The sequence below is a fragment of the Leclercia sp. UBA1284 genome (assembly GCF_002308415.1).
GTDB classification, from domain to species: Bacteria; Pseudomonadota; Gammaproteobacteria; order Enterobacterales; family Enterobacteriaceae; genus Enterobacter; species Enterobacter pneumoniae.
Window position 1 is genome coordinate 1,338,381 of sequence record NZ_DBUS01000006.1, and the last position, 16,994, is coordinate 1,355,374.

The 16,994-nt window shown below is 54.2% G+C and carries 19 protein-coding genes; 12 read left to right on the plus strand and 7 right to left on the minus strand.

Annotated elements, in window-relative coordinates; translation table 11 throughout:
* Positions 1-115 precede the first annotated feature (115 nt).
* Positions 116-1,030 (plus strand): LysR family transcriptional regulator, encoded by a 915-nt coding sequence (locus B3511_RS09725; protein ID WP_286782059.1) that lies wholly within the window; start codon positions 116-118, stop codon positions 1,028-1,030.
* A 32-nt stretch (positions 1,031-1,062) separates the two neighbouring features.
* Here B3511_RS09725 and B3511_RS09730 read toward each other — a convergent pair whose 3' ends face one another.
* Together B3511_RS09730 and B3511_RS09735 are read right to left on the minus strand one after the other, a co-directional pair.
* Positions 1,063-1,491: an OsmC family protein gene (locus B3511_RS09730; RefSeq protein ID WP_040075664.1), complete on the minus strand. Its 429-nt coding sequence runs from the start codon at positions 1,489-1,491 to the stop codon at positions 1,063-1,065.
* A 78-nt stretch (positions 1,492-1,569) separates the two neighbouring features.
* Positions 1,570-2,448 (minus strand): LysR family transcriptional regulator, encoded by an 879-nt coding sequence (locus tag B3511_RS09735; RefSeq protein ID WP_046885435.1) that lies wholly within the window; start codon positions 2,446-2,448, stop codon positions 1,570-1,572.
* A gap of 109 nt (positions 2,449-2,557) precedes the next feature.
* Here B3511_RS09735 and B3511_RS09740 point away from each other — a divergent pair, with 109 nt between their 5' ends.
* The 6 genes from B3511_RS09740 to B3511_RS09765 all read left to right on the plus strand — a co-directional run bounded on the left by B3511_RS09740 (position 2,558) and on the right by B3511_RS09765 (position 8,644).
* A complete protein-coding gene (locus B3511_RS09740) occupies positions 2,558-3,409 on the plus strand; it encodes a Vmh family MBL fold metallo-hydrolase (RefSeq protein ID WP_286782062.1) in 852 nt (283 codons plus the stop codon).
* Between the two features lie 51 nt (positions 3,410-3,460).
* Positions 3,461-3,982, plus strand: coding sequence for a VOC family protein (locus B3511_RS09745; RefSeq protein ID WP_040075661.1), 522 nt, complete (start codon positions 3,461-3,463; stop codon positions 3,980-3,982).
* Between the two features lie 140 nt (positions 3,983-4,122).
* On the plus strand, positions 4,123-4,338 hold the full coding sequence (bdm, locus tag B3511_RS09750) for a biofilm-dependent modulation protein (RefSeq protein ID WP_040075660.1): 216 nt from the start codon (positions 4,123-4,125) through the stop codon (positions 4,336-4,338).
* A 95-nt stretch (positions 4,339-4,433) separates the two neighbouring features.
* Positions 4,434-4,571 carry a stationary-phase-induced ribosome-associated protein gene (gene sra, locus B3511_RS09755; RefSeq protein ID WP_040075659.1) on the plus strand — a complete coding sequence of 46 codons (138 nt, stop codon included), beginning with the start codon at positions 4,434-4,436 and terminating at the stop codon, positions 4,569-4,571.
* A 177-nt stretch (positions 4,572-4,748) separates the two neighbouring features.
* Entirely contained in the window at positions 4,749-6,446 is a 1,698-nt protein-coding gene (locus tag B3511_RS09760; protein ID WP_040075658.1) for an NAD-dependent malic enzyme, read from the plus strand.
* 494 nt (positions 6,447-6,940) lie between these two features.
* Positions 6,941-8,644 (plus strand): ABC-F family ATP-binding cassette domain-containing protein, encoded by a 1,704-nt coding sequence (locus B3511_RS09765; protein ID WP_286782066.1) that lies wholly within the window; start codon positions 6,941-6,943, stop codon positions 8,642-8,644.
* Between the two features lie 41 nt (positions 8,645-8,685).
* Here B3511_RS09765 and B3511_RS09770 read toward each other — a convergent pair whose 3' ends face one another.
* Entirely contained in the window at positions 8,686-9,285 is a 600-nt protein-coding gene (locus B3511_RS09770) for an inorganic diphosphatase (protein WP_233802374.1), read from the minus strand.
* 273 nt (positions 9,286-9,558) lie between these two features.
* Here B3511_RS09770 and adhP point away from each other — a divergent pair, with 273 nt between their 5' ends.
* Positions 9,559-10,569 carry an alcohol dehydrogenase AdhP gene (adhP, locus tag B3511_RS09775; RefSeq protein WP_040075655.1) on the plus strand — a complete coding sequence of 337 codons (1,011 nt, stop codon included), beginning with the start codon at positions 9,559-9,561 and terminating at the stop codon, positions 10,567-10,569.
* Positions 10,570-10,601: 32 nt separating this feature from the next.
* On the opposite strand, the gene B3511_RS09780 is transcribed toward adhP, so the two are convergent.
* The gene (locus tag B3511_RS09780) at positions 10,602-11,111 is read right to left on the minus strand and encodes an RrF2 family transcriptional regulator (protein ID WP_040075653.1); all 510 of its coding nucleotides are present in this window, start codon (positions 11,109-11,111) and stop codon (positions 10,602-10,604) included.
* Between the two features lie 223 nt (positions 11,112-11,334).
* On the opposite strand from B3511_RS09780, the gene B3511_RS09785 reads away from it, so the two are divergent.
* A complete protein-coding gene (locus tag B3511_RS09785; protein WP_286782070.1) occupies positions 11,335-12,537 on the plus strand; it encodes an NAD(P)/FAD-dependent oxidoreductase in 1,203 nt (400 codons plus the stop codon).
* 67 nt (positions 12,538-12,604) lie between these two features.
* Here B3511_RS09785 and araJ read toward each other — a convergent pair whose 3' ends face one another.
* Positions 12,605-13,780 (minus strand): MFS transporter AraJ, encoded by a 1,176-nt coding sequence (gene araJ / locus B3511_RS09790; RefSeq protein WP_046885429.1) that lies wholly within the window; start codon positions 13,778-13,780, stop codon positions 12,605-12,607.
* 198 nt (positions 13,781-13,978) lie between these two features.
* Between araJ and ppk2 the strand changes: the two genes are divergently transcribed.
* From ppk2 to B3511_RS09805, 3 genes are all read left to right on the plus strand, one after another.
* Positions 13,979-14,797 carry a polyphosphate kinase 2 gene (gene ppk2 / locus B3511_RS09795; protein ID WP_040075650.1) on the plus strand — a complete coding sequence of 273 codons (819 nt, stop codon included), beginning with the start codon at positions 13,979-13,981 and terminating at the stop codon, positions 14,795-14,797.
* 104 nt (positions 14,798-14,901) lie between these two features.
* Entirely contained in the window at positions 14,902-15,090 is a 189-nt protein-coding gene (locus B3511_RS09800; protein ID WP_040075649.1) for a hypothetical protein, read from the plus strand.
* The gene (locus B3511_RS09805; protein WP_040075648.1) at positions 15,090-15,413 is read left to right on the plus strand and encodes a CcdB family protein; all 324 of its coding nucleotides are present in this window, start codon (positions 15,090-15,092) and stop codon (positions 15,411-15,413) included. The genes B3511_RS09800 and B3511_RS09805 overlap by 1 nt, the downstream gene beginning before the upstream one ends.
* A gap of 43 nt (positions 15,414-15,456) precedes the next feature.
* Here B3511_RS09805 and fdnI read toward each other — a convergent pair whose 3' ends face one another.
* Together fdnI and fdxH are read right to left on the minus strand one after the other, a co-directional pair.
* Positions 15,457-16,113, minus strand: a complete 657-nt coding sequence (gene fdnI, locus B3511_RS09810; RefSeq protein WP_286782074.1) for a formate dehydrogenase-N subunit gamma — start codon at positions 16,111-16,113, stop codon at positions 15,457-15,459.
* Positions 16,106-16,990 (minus strand): formate dehydrogenase subunit beta, encoded by an 885-nt coding sequence (gene fdxH, locus B3511_RS09815; RefSeq protein WP_207293776.1) that lies wholly within the window; start codon positions 16,988-16,990, stop codon positions 16,106-16,108. Before fdxH ends, fdnI begins: the two co-directional genes overlap by 8 nt.
* Between the last annotated feature and the right edge of the window lie 4 nt (positions 16,991-16,994).

The window sequence follows — 16,994 nt, forward strand, 5'->3', positions numbered from 1 at the left end:
CCTTGTGGTTGCGTTAGTAACTGTCTGTGGGGCTAATCTAACGCTTGCCGGATTAGAGAAAAATTAGCAAAAATGGAAATGACTCTTTCTGTGTGTGCATAATCGAGGGCTGGCTGTGGATCAATTATTGGCAATGCGCGCGTTTGCGCGAGTTGTAGAGAGCGGGAGTTTTACCCGGGCGGCAGACTCGTTGAATATGCCGAATGCGACCCTCAGCAAACTGGTAAAATCGCTGGAAGCGCATCTGGGCGTACAGCTATTACAGCGCACCACCCGTCGGGTAAACGCTACGCCTGAAGGGCGCGAGTATTACGAGAAAGCCTCACGAGTGCTGATTGATATTGAAGATATCGACACCGCCTTTAATACGGCAAAACAACAGCCTCAAGGGCAACTGCGCATCGACGTGGGTGGCTCAACGGCGCGGGATGTGCTCATCCCCGCACTGCCAGATTTTATGCGCCAGTATCCCGGCATCCGCCTGGAGCTTGGCGTGGCCGACCGGCCGGTTGATTTGATCCGCGGCAGCGTGGATTGCGTGATCCGCGGCGGCGCGCTGGAAGACTCGTCACTGATTGCGCGGCATATCGGTAATGCGGAGATGGTGACCTGCGCCACGCCCGCCTATCTGAAGCACCACGGCACCCCCGCCTATCCCGAAGAGCTACGCAATGGCCACCGGCTGGTGAGCTATCTCTCCCCGGTCACTGGCCGGCCTTTTCCCTTTCGTTTTTCCGACGAGGATGGGGTGCGGGAAATGGTGATGCCCCATGCCATCGGCATCAATGAGAGTAATGCTCACCTGGCCGCGGCGGTGGCAGGTATGGGTATTGTGCAAACTTTTCGCTATTCGGCTGGTGAATTGATACGGGAAGGGAAACTGGTTGAGATTTTGGTGAAATGGCGGCCGCCACGGTATCCGTTTTATGTGGTCTATCCACAAAACCGGCATGTGACGCATCGGTTGCGGGTATTTATCGACTGGCTGACGGCAATCTTCCCCGGGGGATTGAATGGCCCGGGGCGTTAATGGATAGCCGGGCGCGCGGCCCGGCCAGACCATTAATTCAGTTTATAGTCCAGGGTGATCTCAGCGTTCAGCACCTGCGACACCGGGCAACCGGCTTTGGCCTTCTGAATAATGCCGTCGAACTGCTGTGGATCAATGCCAGGCACAGTCACTTTACTCTCCAGGGCAATTTTGCTGATGGCAAAACCGCTGTCCGTTTTATCCAGTGACACTACCGCTTTGGTATCAATAGAATCGGCTGTGTAACCCGCTTCACCCAACATCAGCGAAAGCGCCATTGAGAAACAGGCTGCATGCGCCGCGCCGATCAGTTCTTCCGGGTTGGTACCAGCCGCCCCTTCAAAGCGAGTATTGAAGCCGTAGGGCTGCTGGTTGAGCACGCCGCTTTCGGTAGAAACCGTCCCTTTACCGCGTTTGATGTCACCAGACCAGTGTGCCGAACCGTGTTTATGAATCGTCATGCTTGTTCTCCTTTTGACATACAAAGGGTTAAGTATAGACCACCCTTTTTGCCTGACCCGAAACACGGATAATTCTTGTTAATTGCGCAGATGTTGTTCAACTGCGTCAAGGAAAAGGCGCAGCGCGGCGGGCTGGTATTCGCGTGACTGATAGATACCGAAAATAGACAAGGGCTTAGGCGTGAGTTCGGGCAATACCGGCACCAGTTCACCCTGCGCCAGAGCAGCCTGCGCCTCCTGCTCGGGCAGCATGGCAATTCCGCAGTGGGCTACCGCAGCAGCCAGTAAGAGCGATGAGATACTGGCGCTGAGATTACCCCCGACGGCTACGCTCAGCCCCTCCCCCTCAGGGGTGATAAATTGCCAGGACTGCCCGGCAAAAAAGCTGTAATGCAGACAGTTATGCTGAGCTAATGCCTGCGGGTGCTGCGGTGTGCCATGGGTAGCCAGATAGTGCGGCGAGGCGCAGAGCACTGACCTACAGCGCCCCAGCTTACGGGCAATCATGCCCGGCTCCGGGTTATCCGTGATGCGAATAGCGACATCAATCCGTTCACCCACCAGGCTGACCGGGTGATTATTCACATCCAGCTCGACGCGCACCTGCGGGTAGCGCGCCAGAAAATCAGGCAAAATGGGGGCAAGCATATGGAGGGCGGTAAAATGGGCGCAGGCGACGCGTAACGTACCGGAGGGCAGATCGCGGGGTGCATGGCCCTCGATCTCGTGCGACAGCTGCGCCAGCGTACGGGTTTTCTGCAGCACGTTCTCCCCAGCCGCCGTCAGCGTGAGCTTACGGGTCGAGCGGTTCACCAGACGGGTTCCGGCCCACTTCTCCATCTGTTCCAGATAGCGGCTCACCATCGGGCGTGAAATGCCCAGCGCACGGGCTGCCGCGCTCAGGCTCCCCAGTTCACATATGCGGTTATAGACCTGAGCGGCAATGACGCGATCCATGAAAACTCCATTTGTTCGATTTATGAAACTAAGCATGTCTTGTTTCAGTAATTCTGGCAAATGCGCTGAGGGGTACAATAGCGGCTTTGTTGCTAACCGAGACCCGAAGATGAAGCTTACCCACCTTGCCGTACTGTGCACCCTTATCACCCCCGCCGCCTTTGCGGCCCCCTTGACCGTAGAGAGCTATAACCCGCAGGAGAACGCGATTTTTGCCGTCTCCTCAACGCTGGTTTATGGCCCGAAAGAGGCGGTCCTTTTTGATGCGCAGTTCAGCGTGAAAGATGGCGAAGCGCTGGTCGAGAAAATTCATCGCAGCGGCAGGAAGCTGAACAAAATTGTGATCACCTCCGGCGACCCGGATTTCTACTTTGGTCTGCAGCCGCTGGTGAAGGCTTTCCCGGAGGCCAAAATTCTGGCAACCCGGCAGGTAGTGGATCACATTAACGCCACCAAAGAGGCAAAACTGCAATTTTGGGGACCGCAGATGAAAGACGGTGCGCCGACTACTCTGTACGTGCCGCAGGTGCTGGCCTCCACAACTTTTATGATCGACGGCGAAAAAGTGTCGATAGAGCATGCTGACGATTACGCGGCTTACGTCTGGATCCCGTCCGCGAAAACCATCCTGGGGGGAACCGGCGTTTCCTGGGGCATTCACGTCTGGACGGCGGATACGCAAACCAAAGAATCCCGCCAGCAGTGGCAACAGACGCTGGCGGCGATGGCGGCCCATCAGCCAGAGCGGGTCATTCCGGGGCATTACCTCGGTACGCCGCCTGCAGGAGCGGAGGCGATTCGTTTTACTCAGCATTATCTTGCCCAGTTTGAAACTGCCCTGGCGCAGCATAAAACATCGGCGGATGTGATTAACACCATGAAAAAAGCCTATCCTGACCTGGCTGAAGTTAGCTCGCTTGAGTTAAGCGCCAAAGTGAATACCGGCGAAATGAAGTGGTAATAAGCTAACCTCCTCCTGCTATAGTGAATAATTCGTATAGCAGGAGGAATGATGCAAACGACAGTAAGAGGTATTGACCACATAGGTATTACGGTGCCTGATATTGAACAAGCTACGTTATTTTTAGAACAGGCACTGGACGCGCGCGTTTTATATCGCTCTGTCGAACCCGGCAGCGAGAATATCGACCCTGAGGCACAGCAGCATACGTTAAGATTATTCCCCGGCACGGAAATACGCGCCATCCGCATGCTGGCCTTGCCGCACGGCCCCGGTATCGAACTCTTTGAGATGCACGGCCCACACCAACAGTCCCCCGCCCGCCCCAGCGATTTTGGCCTGCAGCACTTTGCTGTCTATGTCGATGATTTTTCGCAGGCAATCAGCCGTTTTACCGCAGCCGGCGGCGAAATATTTACCGAACCAAAAGCGCTCTCTTTTCCCGCTGAAAAAGGAGAAGGTAATGCGTTTTGTTATGGTAAAACCCCATGGGGGAGCGTGATTGAATTGATCTCGTGGCCTTCGCCAATGCCTTATGAAAAATATACGAAACTGCGTCGCTGGAAGCCATAATATATTCTTCAAATACAGTTTGATGATATTTTTATTTCCAGGACGAATCTTAAACACAGCGGTAAAAATATTTGTCATTCTGAATGCGTATTATGTTTTTGCGAGCCGTACCATTAAACAGAGAACGACACGGAGGCAACATGTTTAATTATTATTCTGCGACCAACTCTTCCGCACAGCCGGAACTGGTAAATGCCATTGCACAGGGTTTACGTGCCGAAATGGGTGCTGTCACCGAAGATGACATTTTGATGGAGCTGACCAAATGGGTCGAAGCGTCAGACAATGACATCCTCAGTGATATCTACCAGCAGACCATTAACTACGTGGTTAGCGGTCAGCACGCAGCTTTATAAAAGCCTGCTAAGCTCAATGGGCAACCTTCAGGGTTATATTTCGTTTGCGTAAGCAGACTGGTCCTTAAAACTATCAACAGGATTGAGGAGTTAAGATGAAATCGAACCGTCAGGCACGTCACATTCTGGGGCTGAACTACAAACTCTCTAACCAGAGAAAAGTGGTGATTGAAAACAATCAGGAGTCAGTTACCACCCATGCGACCGGCAGAAAGCGCCACGCAGACAAATAAAGCACACACTGTGATGCGAAACGCCATCGATTTTATCGGTGGCGTTTTTGTTTCCAGAGTGCGGAAATTAATATTCACCTCATTTATACTACCCCCCACCGCAGCCCTGAAGCCAGGCCATCGATGCTGAAAAACGACAATGCCAGGGACCGGATATTCAAAAATTAAGTGAGTGACATGGACAACAAACTGAAAAAACATCGTTCCCTTTACATCCCCTATGCCGGCCCTGTCCTGCTGGAGTTCCCGCTTCTGAACAAGGGCAGCGCCTTTAGCCTGGAAGAGCGCAGCAACTTCAACCTGCTCGGCCTGTTGCCCGAAGTGGTAGAAACCATTGAAGAACAGGCGGAACGCGCCTGGATCCAGTACCAGGGCTTCAAGACTGAAATTGATAAACACATCTACCTGCGCAATATTCAGGACACCAACGAAACCCTCTTCTATCGCCTGGTACAAAACCACCTCGAAGAGATGATGCCGGTCATCTACACCCCGACCGTTGGCGCCGCCTGCGAACGTTTCTCTGAAATTTATCGTCGTTCCCGCGGGGTGTTCATCTCTTACCAGAATCGTCACAACATGGACGATATTCTGCAGAACGTGCCGAACCACAACATTAAAGTCATTGTGGTCACTGACGGGGAGCGCATCCTCGGCCTGGGGGATCAGGGCATTGGCGGAATGGGGATCCCTATCGGCAAGCTGTCGCTCTACACCGCCTGTGGCGGCATCAGCCCGGCGTATACCCTGCCGGTAGTTCTGGATGTGGGCACCAATAATCCGCAGCTGCTCAACGACCCACTCTATATGGGCTGGCGTCACCCGCGTATTACCGATGAAGAGTATTATCAGTTTGTGGACGACTTCATCCAGGCGGTTAAACATCGCTGGCCGGACGTGCTGTTGCAGTTCGAAGATTTTGCCCAGAAGAACGCCATGCCGCTGCTTAACCGCTATCGCGATGAGATCTGCTCTTTCAACGATGACATCCAGGGCACCGCTGCCGTCACGGTGGGTACCCTGATCGCCGCCAGCCGTGCGGCAGGCAGTCAGCTGAGTTACCAGAAGATCGTCTTCCTGGGCGCGGGTTCTGCCGGGTGTGGTATCGCCGAGCAAATTATCGCCCAGACCCAGCGGGAAGGATTAAGCGAAGAGCTGGCCCGTTCGCGCGTCTTTATGGTGGATCGGTTTGGTCTGCTGACCGACGCGATGCCAAATCTGCTGCCGTTCCAGAGCAAACTGGTGCAGAAACGCGACAACCTCAAAAACTGGGATACCGACAACGAAGTCCTCTCCCTGCTTGACGTGGTGCGTAATGTTAAGCCGGATATCCTGATTGGCGTCTCTGGCCAGACGGGTCTCTTCACCGAAGAGATCATCCGCGAGATGCACAAATATTGCGCTCGCCCGATCGTGATGCCGCTCTCTAACCCGACATCTCGTGTGGAAGCGACGCCGCAGGACATTATCGCCTGGACCGAAGGAAACGCGCTGGTCGCGACCGGCAGTCCGTTTGCGCCGGTGGTGTGGAAGGATAAAACCTACCCGATTGCCCAGTGCAATAACTCCTACATTTTCCCGGGTATCGGCCTTGGGGTCATTGCCTCTGGTGCTTCGCGCATTACTGACGAGATGTTGATGTCAGCCAGTGAAACCCTGGCCAAGCACTCTCCTCTGGTCAATAACGGAGAGGGGCTGGTCCTGCCTGAGCTGAAGGATATCCATGTGGTCTCCCGCGCAATTGCGTTTGCCGTGGGCAAGATGGCGCAACAGCAAGGCGTGGCGGTGAAGACCTCCGCCGATGCGTTGCAGCAGGCGATTGATGATAATTTCTGGATGCCGGAGTACCGGAGTTATCGTCGTACATCGATTTAAGATCGTAACGGTAACGTCGGTTGTCATGCCAGTCAGTTAAGCAATCCGGCGTCGCTAAGACAGTAGAGTGGAAAGGTTCCGTTCACTAAGGCATCTCTGCGTTATGCCGCTTCCTCTGCGGTGAACGGAACAATTCCACCCTGCTTAACCGATCGGCAATGACAACCTCGGTTGCCGTTTTTTTTGCTGACGCTCTGTGCCTTATCCGTTACTTTGCCCTTTCACCGCTAGCCAAAACCCTTCCGTCCCGCTACACTCCCCTTACCCATAAATCTAATGAATATATAAGGAGGCTAATTATGCTGTACTGTGAAATCTTTCTGTTTTCACGTACTTATGGTGATCGCACCTGCTCAAGCGTTATCGATATCGTGCTGCGATAACTTCGGCTTGAGCGAAGATACCATTCACTAAACCCTTCTCTCGGGCTTACCGGGTTATCGTCAGCGTTGTTTGACGAGGCATTTTCATGCCTGTAACTCTTGAGTAAGCAAATGAGCACATTACTAACTGCACAATCCCTTCGTGTTGATACAGCGTTTGGCACGCTTTTCGACAACCTCTCCTTTACGCTGAAAAAAGGCGACCGCATTGGTCTGCTGGGCGATAACGGCTGCGGGAAAAGTACCCTTCTGAAGATCCTCGACGGCACCGACTCGCCACTTACGGGCACGGTGACGCTGGCCGGACACTGCCTGATGGCGCGTGTGGAACAGCACCTTCCGGAGGCGCTCTATCCGCTGTCGTTGCTGGACGCGGTACTGGCACAACTCCCTGCACCCGAGCGTGACAGCCTGCGCTGGCGGGCAGAAACGTTACTTGCCGGCATGGGTTTTGCCAGTCAGGATCTGGCGTTAACATCAGCAACGCTCAGCGGCGGGCAGCATACCCGTCTGCTGCTGGCGCGAGCGCTGATTCGCGAGCCCGATCTCTTGCTGCTGGATGAACCCAGTAATCACCTCGATCTGCCTACGCTGCTCTGGCTGGAGACGTTTTTACAGCGCTGGACGGGGAGCTTTGTGCTGGTTTCGCATGATAGACAACTGCTGGATGCGGTGACCAACGGCAGCTGGATCCTGCGCGACCAGCGCCTGCACTACTTCGCCCTTCCCTGCACCCAGGCGCGCCGCGCACTCTCTGAGCGGGACGAAAGCGATGCACTTCGCCACAAAGCCGAGCAGAAAGAGATTGACCGGATCGCCGCCAGCGCCAAACGGCTGGCAACCTGGGGCAAGGTCTATGACAACGAAGATCTCTCCCGCAAAGCGAAGCAGATGGAACGTCAGGTCGAACGGCTTAAAGAGAGTCAGACCGATCTGACGGCAGGCTCACCCTGGACGTTAACCCTGCGTGGCGACGCCCTGCGTGCTGACCGTCTCCTGGAGATGACAACTCTTGCGGTGCCGCCCGCGCCGGGCCAGAGCCCGCTCTTTACGCTGGATAGCGCCCGGCTAAAAAGCGGCGACCGGGTAGCCATAGTCGGGCGTAACGGCTGTGGGAAATCATCGCTGATGAGGCTTATCTGGCAGCAATTTATCGCCGGGCAAGCCGCTGAGGCACTGAATATCCACCCGCGGGTTACGCTCGGTTATTACGACCAGACCCTGCATCAACTGCCGGATGACGCCAGCCTGCTGGAAGCACTGGCGCCTTTCGCTGCCGATCCTCAGCGTCGCAAAATGGCCCTGATTAGCGCTGGCTTCCCGTGGGTACGGCACGGTCAGGCCGTGAGTACCCTGAGCGGCGGCGAGCGTTCGCGGCTACTGTTCGTTGGGCTGACGCTGGCGCGATTTAGTTTGCTGATGCTGGACGAGCCGACCAACCACCTGGACATGGAAGGCAAAGAGGCGCTGGCCGGGACCCTGGAGCAGTTCGAGGGCGGCGTACTGCTGGTGAGCCACGATCGTCAGTTAATACGCCAGAGCTGTAATCGCTTCTGGCTCATTGAGGACGGTAAGCTTAGCGAGTGGCATGATGCCGACGCGGTGTTTGAGCGTCTGCGCCATAGCGTCCAACTTCCGGCGGTAGCTGACGACTCCGTTGACGTTCAACACGAGGAAAACGAGGATCTGCTGGAACGGCTGATTGCCCTGGAGACACTGCTTGCAGAAGATCTGGCGCGCAAGCCTAAACATCAGAAACCCCTGCTGCAGGCGCAGTGGCGTGAGGCCATCGACAGGCTAACGGCACAGCTATAAACCACAGCCCGGCGGCCTTGCGCCGCCGGGCTGCATAGCAGTTATTGCGCAGGTTTCGCTTTCCAGGCATCCCATGCCTGTTTAATTTCCTGCTTCGCGGTCGCGGCATCGTTAAAGCCATTCAGCTCCACTTTTTTGCGCCCTTCCGGCAACTCCTTATAGACGCGGAAAAAGGCTTCCAGACGTTGCTGCTCAATCTTCGGCAGATCGCTCAGCTCTTTAATGTCATCGTAGGTCGGGTCGATTTTGCTTGCCGGTACGGCCACGATTTTGTCATCTTTTTCACCGCCATCGATCATCTTCAGCACGCCAATGGCGCGCAGTTTGATCAGGGTGCCGGGCGCCATCGGCGCACGGGTATAAAAAATAACGTCCAGCGGATCACCATCCCCTGCCAGCGACTGGGTCAGGGACCCGTAGTTCGCCGGATAGGCCACCGGCATAGACTGGAAACGATCGGCAATGATAAAGCCCGTTTTGGCATCGGTTTCGTATTTAATAATCCCGCCAGCCGGGATTTCAGTGACCGCGTAAAACTCTTCCGGATTATTCTCCGGCTGCGGGAACTCAAGAATATTTTGGGCCTGAACGGAGGCAGATAACAGCAGGCTCACGGCGAGCACTTTTTTGACCAGGTGCATTGTCTTTTAACTCTTTGGTTATTAGGAAGACAACACCTTACGGAGCAAAAATGTCAGAAACATGACGGTTTGTTGACGAAACCGATAGCCTACCATTCATCATAGTTATTAATCATTCAGCCCCTCCCACCAGGCAAAATACCGACAAAATTATTACATTATGTTGCTCTGCCCTTGCCGGATTGATTGAAAGAATTAATCCTTAAGAGGTATGTCGTTAGTACGATATGCCGGACCTGCCTCGCAGATCTCATCATGAACATGGAGAAACATATGAAAGCTGCAGTTGTGACAAAAGACCATCATGTGGACGTGACCGACAAAACCCTTCGCGCACTCAAGCATGGCGAAGCGCTGCTGAAGATGGAGTGCTGTGGCGTGTGCCATACCGATCTTCACGTTAAAAATGGCGATTTTGGTGACAAAACCGGGGTGATTCTCGGGCATGAAGGTATCGGGGTCGTGAAAGAAGTTGGGCCGGGCGTCACCTCCCTTAAGGTGGGTGACCGCGCAAGCGTCGCCTGGTTCTTTGAGGGATGTGGTCATTGCGAATACTGTAACTCGGGCAACGAAACCTTATGCCGCACGGTAAAAAATGCCGGCTATTCAGTGGACGGTGGCATGGCTGAAGAGTGCATCGTTACCGCCGACTACTCGGTCAAGGTGCCGGACGGTCTGGGGTCGGCAGAAGCCAGCAGCATTACCTGCGCCGGAGTGACTACCTACAAAGCGGTGAAGATTTCAGACATCAAACCCGGCCAGTGGATTGCTATTTATGGCTTGGGCGGCCTGGGGAACCTGGCGTTGCAATACGCTAAGAATGTCTTTAACGCCAAAGTGATTGCCATTGATGTCAATGACGAACAGCTGAAGCTGGCGGCGGAGATGGGGGCCGATCTCACTATCAACTCGCGCACCGAAGATGCGGCTAAAATCGTTCAGGAGAAGGCCGGTGGTGCCCATGCTGCCGTGGTGACCGCAGTGGCAAAAGCGGCCTTCAACTCAGCGGTGGATGCCGTGCGTGCCGGTGGCCGCGTGGTTGCCGTGGGCCTTCCACCCGAAGCGATGAGCCTGGACATTCCACGTCTGGTGCTGGATGGCATCCAGGTCGTAGGCTCTCTGGTGGGCACGCGCCAGGATCTGACCGAAGCGTTCCAGTTTGCTGCGGAAGGAAAAGTGGTACCGAAAGTGGCCCTGCGTCCGCTGGGTGATATCAACGCCATTTTCAAAGAGATGGAACAGGGCCAGATCCGTGGCCGTATGGTGATTGATTTCCGCCAGTAAGTCTTAACCCTCGTCTTAGGACGAGGGTGCTTTCAGTTAGAACTGCGCCTGTCGGCAATCCACTCCTGCACTTCAATCTGAAAGGTATCCGGCGCTTTACGGAACATCTTGCGTGCCAGATCCAGAATGGTATGCCGGGATAACTCCTCTTCCATCCGCTGCTGCGCACTGTCCATCACCGAACGGACGCCGCACGGCCCTTCGCAGGCCCAGGCGGGAGGGGCTTCATCAAACAGCGCCAGCCGCTGTCGCACTTCGCGACATTCGAACATGTTCTTCTGGCCATCGATGGCATGCGCCACGTCCAGCACGGTGATCAACTCGGCCGCACGCGCCAGCTTAAACCCTCCGCCCTTACCTTCGGTGCTGATGACCAGCCCGGCGCGGGAGAGGCGCGTAAATATTTTGCCCAGGTAGTCATAAGGCACGCCCTGCAGTTCGGCCATTTCCCGCACGCTCATTTCGCGCTCATTGCCCTTTGCATCCACCATGCACATCAGGCTGTGAATACCGTATTCCACACCGGAACTGTAAAAGGCCATGCGTAACTCCGTAATGATTAATCCTGGTTAGTATAGCGTTAGCGTCCTTCTGAAAACTAGTCCGAACCAGATCGCAAGCCTAACCTGTTATTTAACAAGAATATTTATTGCAATCCAAAATTCGTGCTTGCGCTTAACTCAGAAAACTATTGTCGCAGTTAACTACGACAAGTATAGTTGGAGTCAGGTCAGACATAGAGCCTGACGCGTTTAAGGAACGAAGATGAAGAAGCAACTTTTGATTGTGGGTAGCGGCTTTGCCGGAATGTGGGCGGCGGTCAGTGCTGCGCGTGTAGCTGAACTGAGTGGCAGCGATGACCTTCAGATCGCCGTGCTGGCCCCCGCTGCCGAGCTGCGCGTGCGTCCGCGTTTTTACGAGGAAAATGTCGCCGGGCTACGTGCCCCATTAAGCGACCTGTATGCCGAGCTTGATGTCGAATTTATCGCAGGTCACGCAGAACGCATTGATACTACTGAAAAAACGGTCTGGTACCGCGCACAGGATGGCGGCACGTCGCTCAGGAACTATGACCGTGTGATCCTGGCAACCGGTAGCCAAATCCGTCGTCCTGCCATTAACGGCCTGGCAGAGTATGCTTTTGATATCGACCAGATGGAATCTGCGCAAATCTTTGAAAAACACCTCGACGAACTGGTCAATCAGCCAGCGAGCCTTGCGCGAAATACGGTGGTGGTCTGCGGTGGCGGTTTTACCGGCATTGAGCTGGCGACCGAATTACCGGCACGTCTGCGTGCACGTCTTGGTGATGATACCCAGACCAGAGTTATCGTAGTTGAGCGCGGTGATAAAATCGGCGGACGTTTCAGCGAGGCACTGAGTCAGGTCATCGCGGAAGCCAGCATTGGGCTGGGCGTTGAATGGCGCGTGAACAGCGAAGTTGAGTCCATCGACGCGACGGGCGTAACGCTAAAAGGCGGCGAAAATATTGAATCGTCTACCGTGGTCTGGACCGCCGGTGTGGAGGCGCATCCCCTTACCCAGCAGATCCGCGCTGAACGCGATGCGCAGGGGCGTCTGCGCGTAAATGATTTACTGCAAATCCCGACCCAACCCGACGTCTATGCCACCGGCGATACGGCACATGCGAAAACCGACGAGCTCGGTAATACCGCGCTGATGACCTGCCAGCATGCGATCCAGCTTGGAAAATTCGCCGGTCATAATGCGGCGGCCAGCCTGCTGAACGCCGCGCCTCACCCTTATCGTCAGATTAATTATGTTACCTGTCTGGATCTCGGGGGCTGGGGCGCGGTCTACACAGAAGGCTGGGAACAGGCGGTGAAGAGCGTGCGTGAGGAGGCGAAAAAAATCAAAATCGCCATTACTAACGAACTCATCTACCCACCGGCGGCAAACCGCGCGATTGCCTTTGCCGCCGGCGATCCGCTGGCAAAATTTGTTTAATACCGCCAACCGCCCTCATGGGCGGTTGTTTAACATTCTGCATGAAACCAGACGGGCCTGAAAAGCATCAGGCTACCGCGCTGGCGCTGGAATGAGCCCCTTTAGATTTCCGATATCCGTACATCAATAAACAGGACATTGCGGCAAACGACAGCAGGGCTGCGGGCAGCGTGACATAGTCCCAGCTGTAGCCAAGCGTAATCATCAATCCACCGAACCAGGCCCCAATTGCGCTGCCAAGGTTAAAGGCCACCTGGCCGCCTGCCGCCCCCAGCAATTCCCCGCCCTTCGCGTTTTGCAGTAACAAAATCTGCAACGGCGCAGAGAGTGCAAAGAGGCCGGCGCAGCAGATAAAGCCCATCACCAGCGAGGCGGTTTGGTTCTCACCGAAAGTGAACAGCAGCAAGAGGGACAAGACAATCACCAGGTCTGTCGTGGCGGCAATGCGCAGCGGGCTGAAACGTCCTGATAACTTGCCGCTGAGCAGGTTGCCGAGCACCATCCCCAGCCCCATCAGCATCATGATGAAGGTCATAAACAGGTCAGAGAAACCGGAGACATTAACCATGAAGGGTTTAACGAAGCTAAACCAGGCAAACACCCCTGCGTTGCCAAACATGGTCGCGGCAAAGATCAGCCAGGGCTCAGGTTTCTTCAAAAAATGGAACTGCTCGGTGAGGCGGGCTTCGCTTTTATCGTAGAGCTTAGGCACCCATAAGAGTATGGAAATAATCACCAGCGCATCGAAAAGCGCAATCAGGGCGAAGGTGTAACGCCAATGATAGGTCTGGCCAATCCAGGTGCCCAGCGGCACGCCCATCAGATTGGCGACCGTCATGCCGGCAATCATTCCGGATACGGCCAGCGTGACTTTACCCGGCGGCGCAATTTTAGAGAGGAGGATGGCCCCGACGCCAAAGAAAGCGCCATGCGGAAGACCCGAGATCAGACGGCCCAGCGCCAGCATGGTATAGGAGTTTGCGCAGGTGAAAATGGCATTACCTGCCACGCAGAGCGCCACCAGAAAGAGCAGCGTGCTCTTCAGGGAAAACTTACTGGAGAAGAGCGCGATGATCGGCGCGCCAATCACTACGCCAAAAGCGTAAAACGAGATCATATTGCCCGCAGAGGGAATGGAGATCCCGGTATCCTGCGCCAGTTCAGTTAACACACCCATAATGCCAAATTCGGCCATACCCAGGCCGAAGGTGCCAAGTGCCAACGAAAAAATGGTTTTTTTCATACCACGACCACTTGTTAATAGATTGCGACGCGCATTATCGGCCAATCTTGCTGTGTGAGCCAGTTCAAAACTGTCCGCTGACCGTTTCATCCATTATTTCGGGTAGGGTGTGAATATTTTCCGCCAGCCTGCCACGCCACGATTACACTTCAAGGTGTTAGCACGCAATGAACCTGCAACTCCATCGAGGATCGCAACATGGCAGAGAAGAAAAAGAGCAAGGCCGCCGCGGATGCCACCCCCACTGCGCCGCTTAAAAACAAAGCGTATGAAAAAGAGCTGCGCCGACTGCACGTGGAGCTGGTTAAATTGCAGCAGTGGGTGGTCGCAAAAGGGTTAAAAGTCTGCATCGTCTTTGAAGGGCGAGATGGTGCCGGTAAAGGCGGTACCATCAAAGCCATTACCGAGCGCGTCAGCCCGCGGGTATTTCGGGTGGTGGCTCTCCCTGCCCCAACCGAAAAAGAGAAAAGCCAACTCTACATGCAGCGCTATGTGCCTCATCTGCCTTCTGCCGGCGAGATCGTCATCTTTGACCGCAGCTGGTATAACCGCGCCGGTGTAGAGCGAGTGATGGGATTCTGTACCGAGGATCAAGTCGAAAAATTTCTCGATGGCACCCCGGTAATGGAAAAGGCCATGGTGGATGCAGGCATTATCTTGCTGAAGTATTGGCTTGAGGTTACACCGAAAGAGCAAGAGCGCCGGCTTCGCGATCGTATTAACGACGGGCGCAAGACCTGGAAGCTCTCCCCGATGGATATTAAATCCTTCAATATGTGGGATGAATATACCGCCGCCCGCGACGCCATGTTTGAAGCCACTGACACCGCCTGGGCGCCCTGGTTTGTGGCGCGTTCAGAAGATAAAAAGCGCGTTCGCCTGAATATTATTTCGCATCTGCTGTCACAGATTCCGTATAAAGATCTGCATATTAAGCCGATGGATTTACCGAAGCGAAAAATAGGCAAGATAAAACCGACGAAATATCCGTTCAGGTATATTGCGGAGCGCTTCTAAAATTACTGGAAGACGCCTCGAAAGAATCACTCTTGCCAGGAGAAGTGCTATTGTCTTTTGTCGGCTGCGGTTGATAATAACCGCACCAACACAGGAGGTGAAAAATGAAAGCAAACGAGAAAGAAAATCGCTGTACTCAGCAGCATCTAAGCCCAGCGATGCCGCTTCCCGCCTTGCACAAAGATGATAAATTACCGCCGGGCCAGCACGACAAAGAATTTATTAAAGCTATGAATGCGTTTACAGCAAAAGCGGGGCTATTGTCAGATGATCCCTATTTCGGAGGGATTTGATGGGATATCAGTTCGATATTTACCGCAACCCATCGGGCAGGACTTGCGAGTATCAACCCTATTTTATGATCATTCAACATGATTGGTATGACGACTTATCAACGAGGCTTATTATACCATTAAGTTATCGTATTCATCTGAATAGCCATATTCACTCTGCAACTCCTCTGGTTAACATTGAATTCGAGAAGTTGTTCCTGAATACACCTGGTATGACTCATATAGATAAAAATAAGCTCAATAAGAAAAACTATGTCTGTAATTTACAGAGTGCACGAAGTCGTGTTATCGCAAGCATTGATGCTTTAATCACCAATACATGACCCGCAAAGCGCCGCCGGACTCTGCCGACGGCGCACGGCCGGGTTAGTTTATCCCCTCTTCACTCTCTTTCTTCGCTTCCAGACGTTCCACATCCTGATACCAGCGCGGATGGTGTTTCTTCGCCCAGCGGCGGCTCACCTTCCCTTCAATCATCCCCTTAATCGACCCTTTAACCCAGAAAGCCATATACATATGGATCAGAATGGCATGGATCAAAATAATGGCAGACGTCGCGTGGATCAGCAGGCTATAACGCACCAGCTGAATCGGGAATAAGTGGGCAAAATAAGGACGCCAGATTATGACGCCCGTCACCAGCAGCACAAAAATCATGCTCATGATGGTCCAGAACATCATTTTTTGCCCGGCGTTATATTTCCCCACTTTTGCGACTTTATGTTCGTTCCCTTTCAGGACCTCAACAATCCCCTTCACCCACGGAATATCCTGCTTGTCCGGAATGTTATGGTGTACGAAGCGCACGAACATAAACATCAGCGCCACGAAGATCAGCACGCCGAAGAACGGATGCAGAATGCGCCCCATCTGCGGGGTACCGAAGGTTTCGGTCAGCCACTGTAGCGTCGGGAAGAAGAACGAAATTCCCGATACCGCCACCAGGAAGAAGCAGATCACCACCGTCCAGTGACAGGCGCGGTCGATAAATTTCGTGCGCACAATCATCTTTGACTTACTCATGATGCTCCTCCTCGTCGTCATCCACCTCTTTGTTCGGACCAATGCCAATATAGTGATAAATCAGCCCCGCAAAGGTGGCGATAAAGCCCGCCGCAGAGAGGGGTTTCAACGCCCCTTTCCACAGGTTGATCGAAGTATCGATCGCCGGGTCTTTCGGCAGATTGTGGTACAGCTCCGGCTGGTCGTTGTGGTGCAACACATACATCACGTGTGTCCCCCCGACTCCCTGTGGATTGTAGATCCCCGCGTTGGCGTAGCCGCGCGCTTTTAACTTGTCGACGCGCTGCTGCGCCACTTCCAGCATCTCTTTTTTGGTCCCGAAGTGAATGGCGCCCGTCGGACAGGTCTTCACGCAGGCCGGCTCTTGCCCAACGCTGACGCGATCCACACACAGGGTGCATTTATAGACCCGGTTATCCTCTTTATTAAGACGTGGGACGTTAAACGGACAGCCCGCAATGCAGTAGCCGCAGCCGATACAGTTGTCCTGCTGAAAATCCACGATGCCGTTGGCGTACTGAATAATCGCGCCGGCAGACGGGCAAGCCTTGAGGCAGCCCGGATCTTCGCAGTGCATACAGCCATCTTTGCGGATCAACCACTCCAGCTTGCCGTTCTGGTCGGTTTCGCTAAAGCGCATCACCGTCCAGGATTTGGCGCTCAAATCCGCCGGGTTATCGTAGACCCCGACGCAATGGCCCACTTCGTCACGGATATCATTCCACTCTGAACACGCCACCTGGCAGGCTTTGCAGCCCACACAGGATGACACATCGATAAGCTTGGCAACTTCGGCCTTGTAATCCCGCGCGCGGGGCGCGGGAGTGATGCCATTGGTCGCGGAGCGTTTAATAATGTCTTGTGTTTCCATCGCCATCTTA

Excerpts from the sequence above, each read along its gene's own strand:
- B3511_RS09730 (WP_040075664.1), bottom strand. The coding sequence starts at position 1,491 with ATGACGATTCATAAACACGGTTCGGCACACTGGTCTGGTGACATCAAA.
- B3511_RS09735 (WP_046885435.1), bottom strand. The coding sequence starts at position 2,448 with ATGGATCGCGTCATTGCCGCTCAGGTCTATAACCGCATATGTGAACTG.
- B3511_RS09740 (WP_286782062.1), top strand. The coding sequence starts at position 2,558 with ATGAAGCTTACCCACCTTGCCGTACTGTGCACCCTTATCACCCCCGCC.
- B3511_RS09745 (WP_040075661.1), top strand. The coding sequence starts at position 3,461 with ATGCAAACGACAGTAAGAGGTATTGACCACATAGGTATTACGGTGCCT.
- bdm (WP_040075660.1), top strand. The coding sequence starts at position 4,123 with ATGTTTAATTATTATTCTGCGACCAACTCTTCCGCACAGCCGGAACTG.
- sra (WP_040075659.1), top strand. The coding sequence starts at position 4,434 with ATGAAATCGAACCGTCAGGCACGTCACATTCTGGGGCTGAACTACAAA.
- B3511_RS09760 (WP_040075658.1), top strand. The coding sequence starts at position 4,749 with ATGGACAACAAACTGAAAAAACATCGTTCCCTTTACATCCCCTATGCC.
- B3511_RS09765 (WP_286782066.1), top strand. The coding sequence starts at position 6,941 with ATGAGCACATTACTAACTGCACAATCCCTTCGTGTTGATACAGCGTTT.
- B3511_RS09770 (WP_233802374.1), bottom strand. The coding sequence starts at position 9,285 with ATGCACCTGGTCAAAAAAGTGCTCGCCGTGAGCCTGCTGTTATCTGCC.
- adhP (WP_040075655.1), top strand. The coding sequence starts at position 9,559 with ATGAAAGCTGCAGTTGTGACAAAAGACCATCATGTGGACGTGACCGAC.
- B3511_RS09780 (WP_040075653.1), bottom strand. The coding sequence starts at position 11,111 with ATGGCCTTTTACAGTTCCGGTGTGGAATACGGTATTCACAGCCTGATG.
- B3511_RS09785 (WP_286782070.1), top strand. The coding sequence starts at position 11,335 with ATGAAGAAGCAACTTTTGATTGTGGGTAGCGGCTTTGCCGGAATGTGG.
- araJ (WP_046885429.1), bottom strand. The coding sequence starts at position 13,780 with ATGAAAAAAACCATTTTTTCGTTGGCACTTGGCACCTTCGGCCTGGGT.
- ppk2 (WP_040075650.1), top strand. The coding sequence starts at position 13,979 with ATGGCAGAGAAGAAAAAGAGCAAGGCCGCCGCGGATGCCACCCCCACT.
- B3511_RS09800 (WP_040075649.1), top strand. The coding sequence starts at position 14,902 with ATGAAAGCAAACGAGAAAGAAAATCGCTGTACTCAGCAGCATCTAAGC.
- B3511_RS09805 (WP_040075648.1), top strand. The coding sequence starts at position 15,090 with ATGGGATATCAGTTCGATATTTACCGCAACCCATCGGGCAGGACTTGC.
- fdnI (WP_286782074.1), bottom strand. The coding sequence starts at position 16,113 with ATGAGTAAGTCAAAGATGATTGTGCGCACGAAATTTATCGACCGCGCC.
- fdxH (WP_207293776.1), bottom strand. The coding sequence starts at position 16,990 with ATGGCGATGGAAACACAAGACATTATTAAACGCTCCGCGACCAATGGC.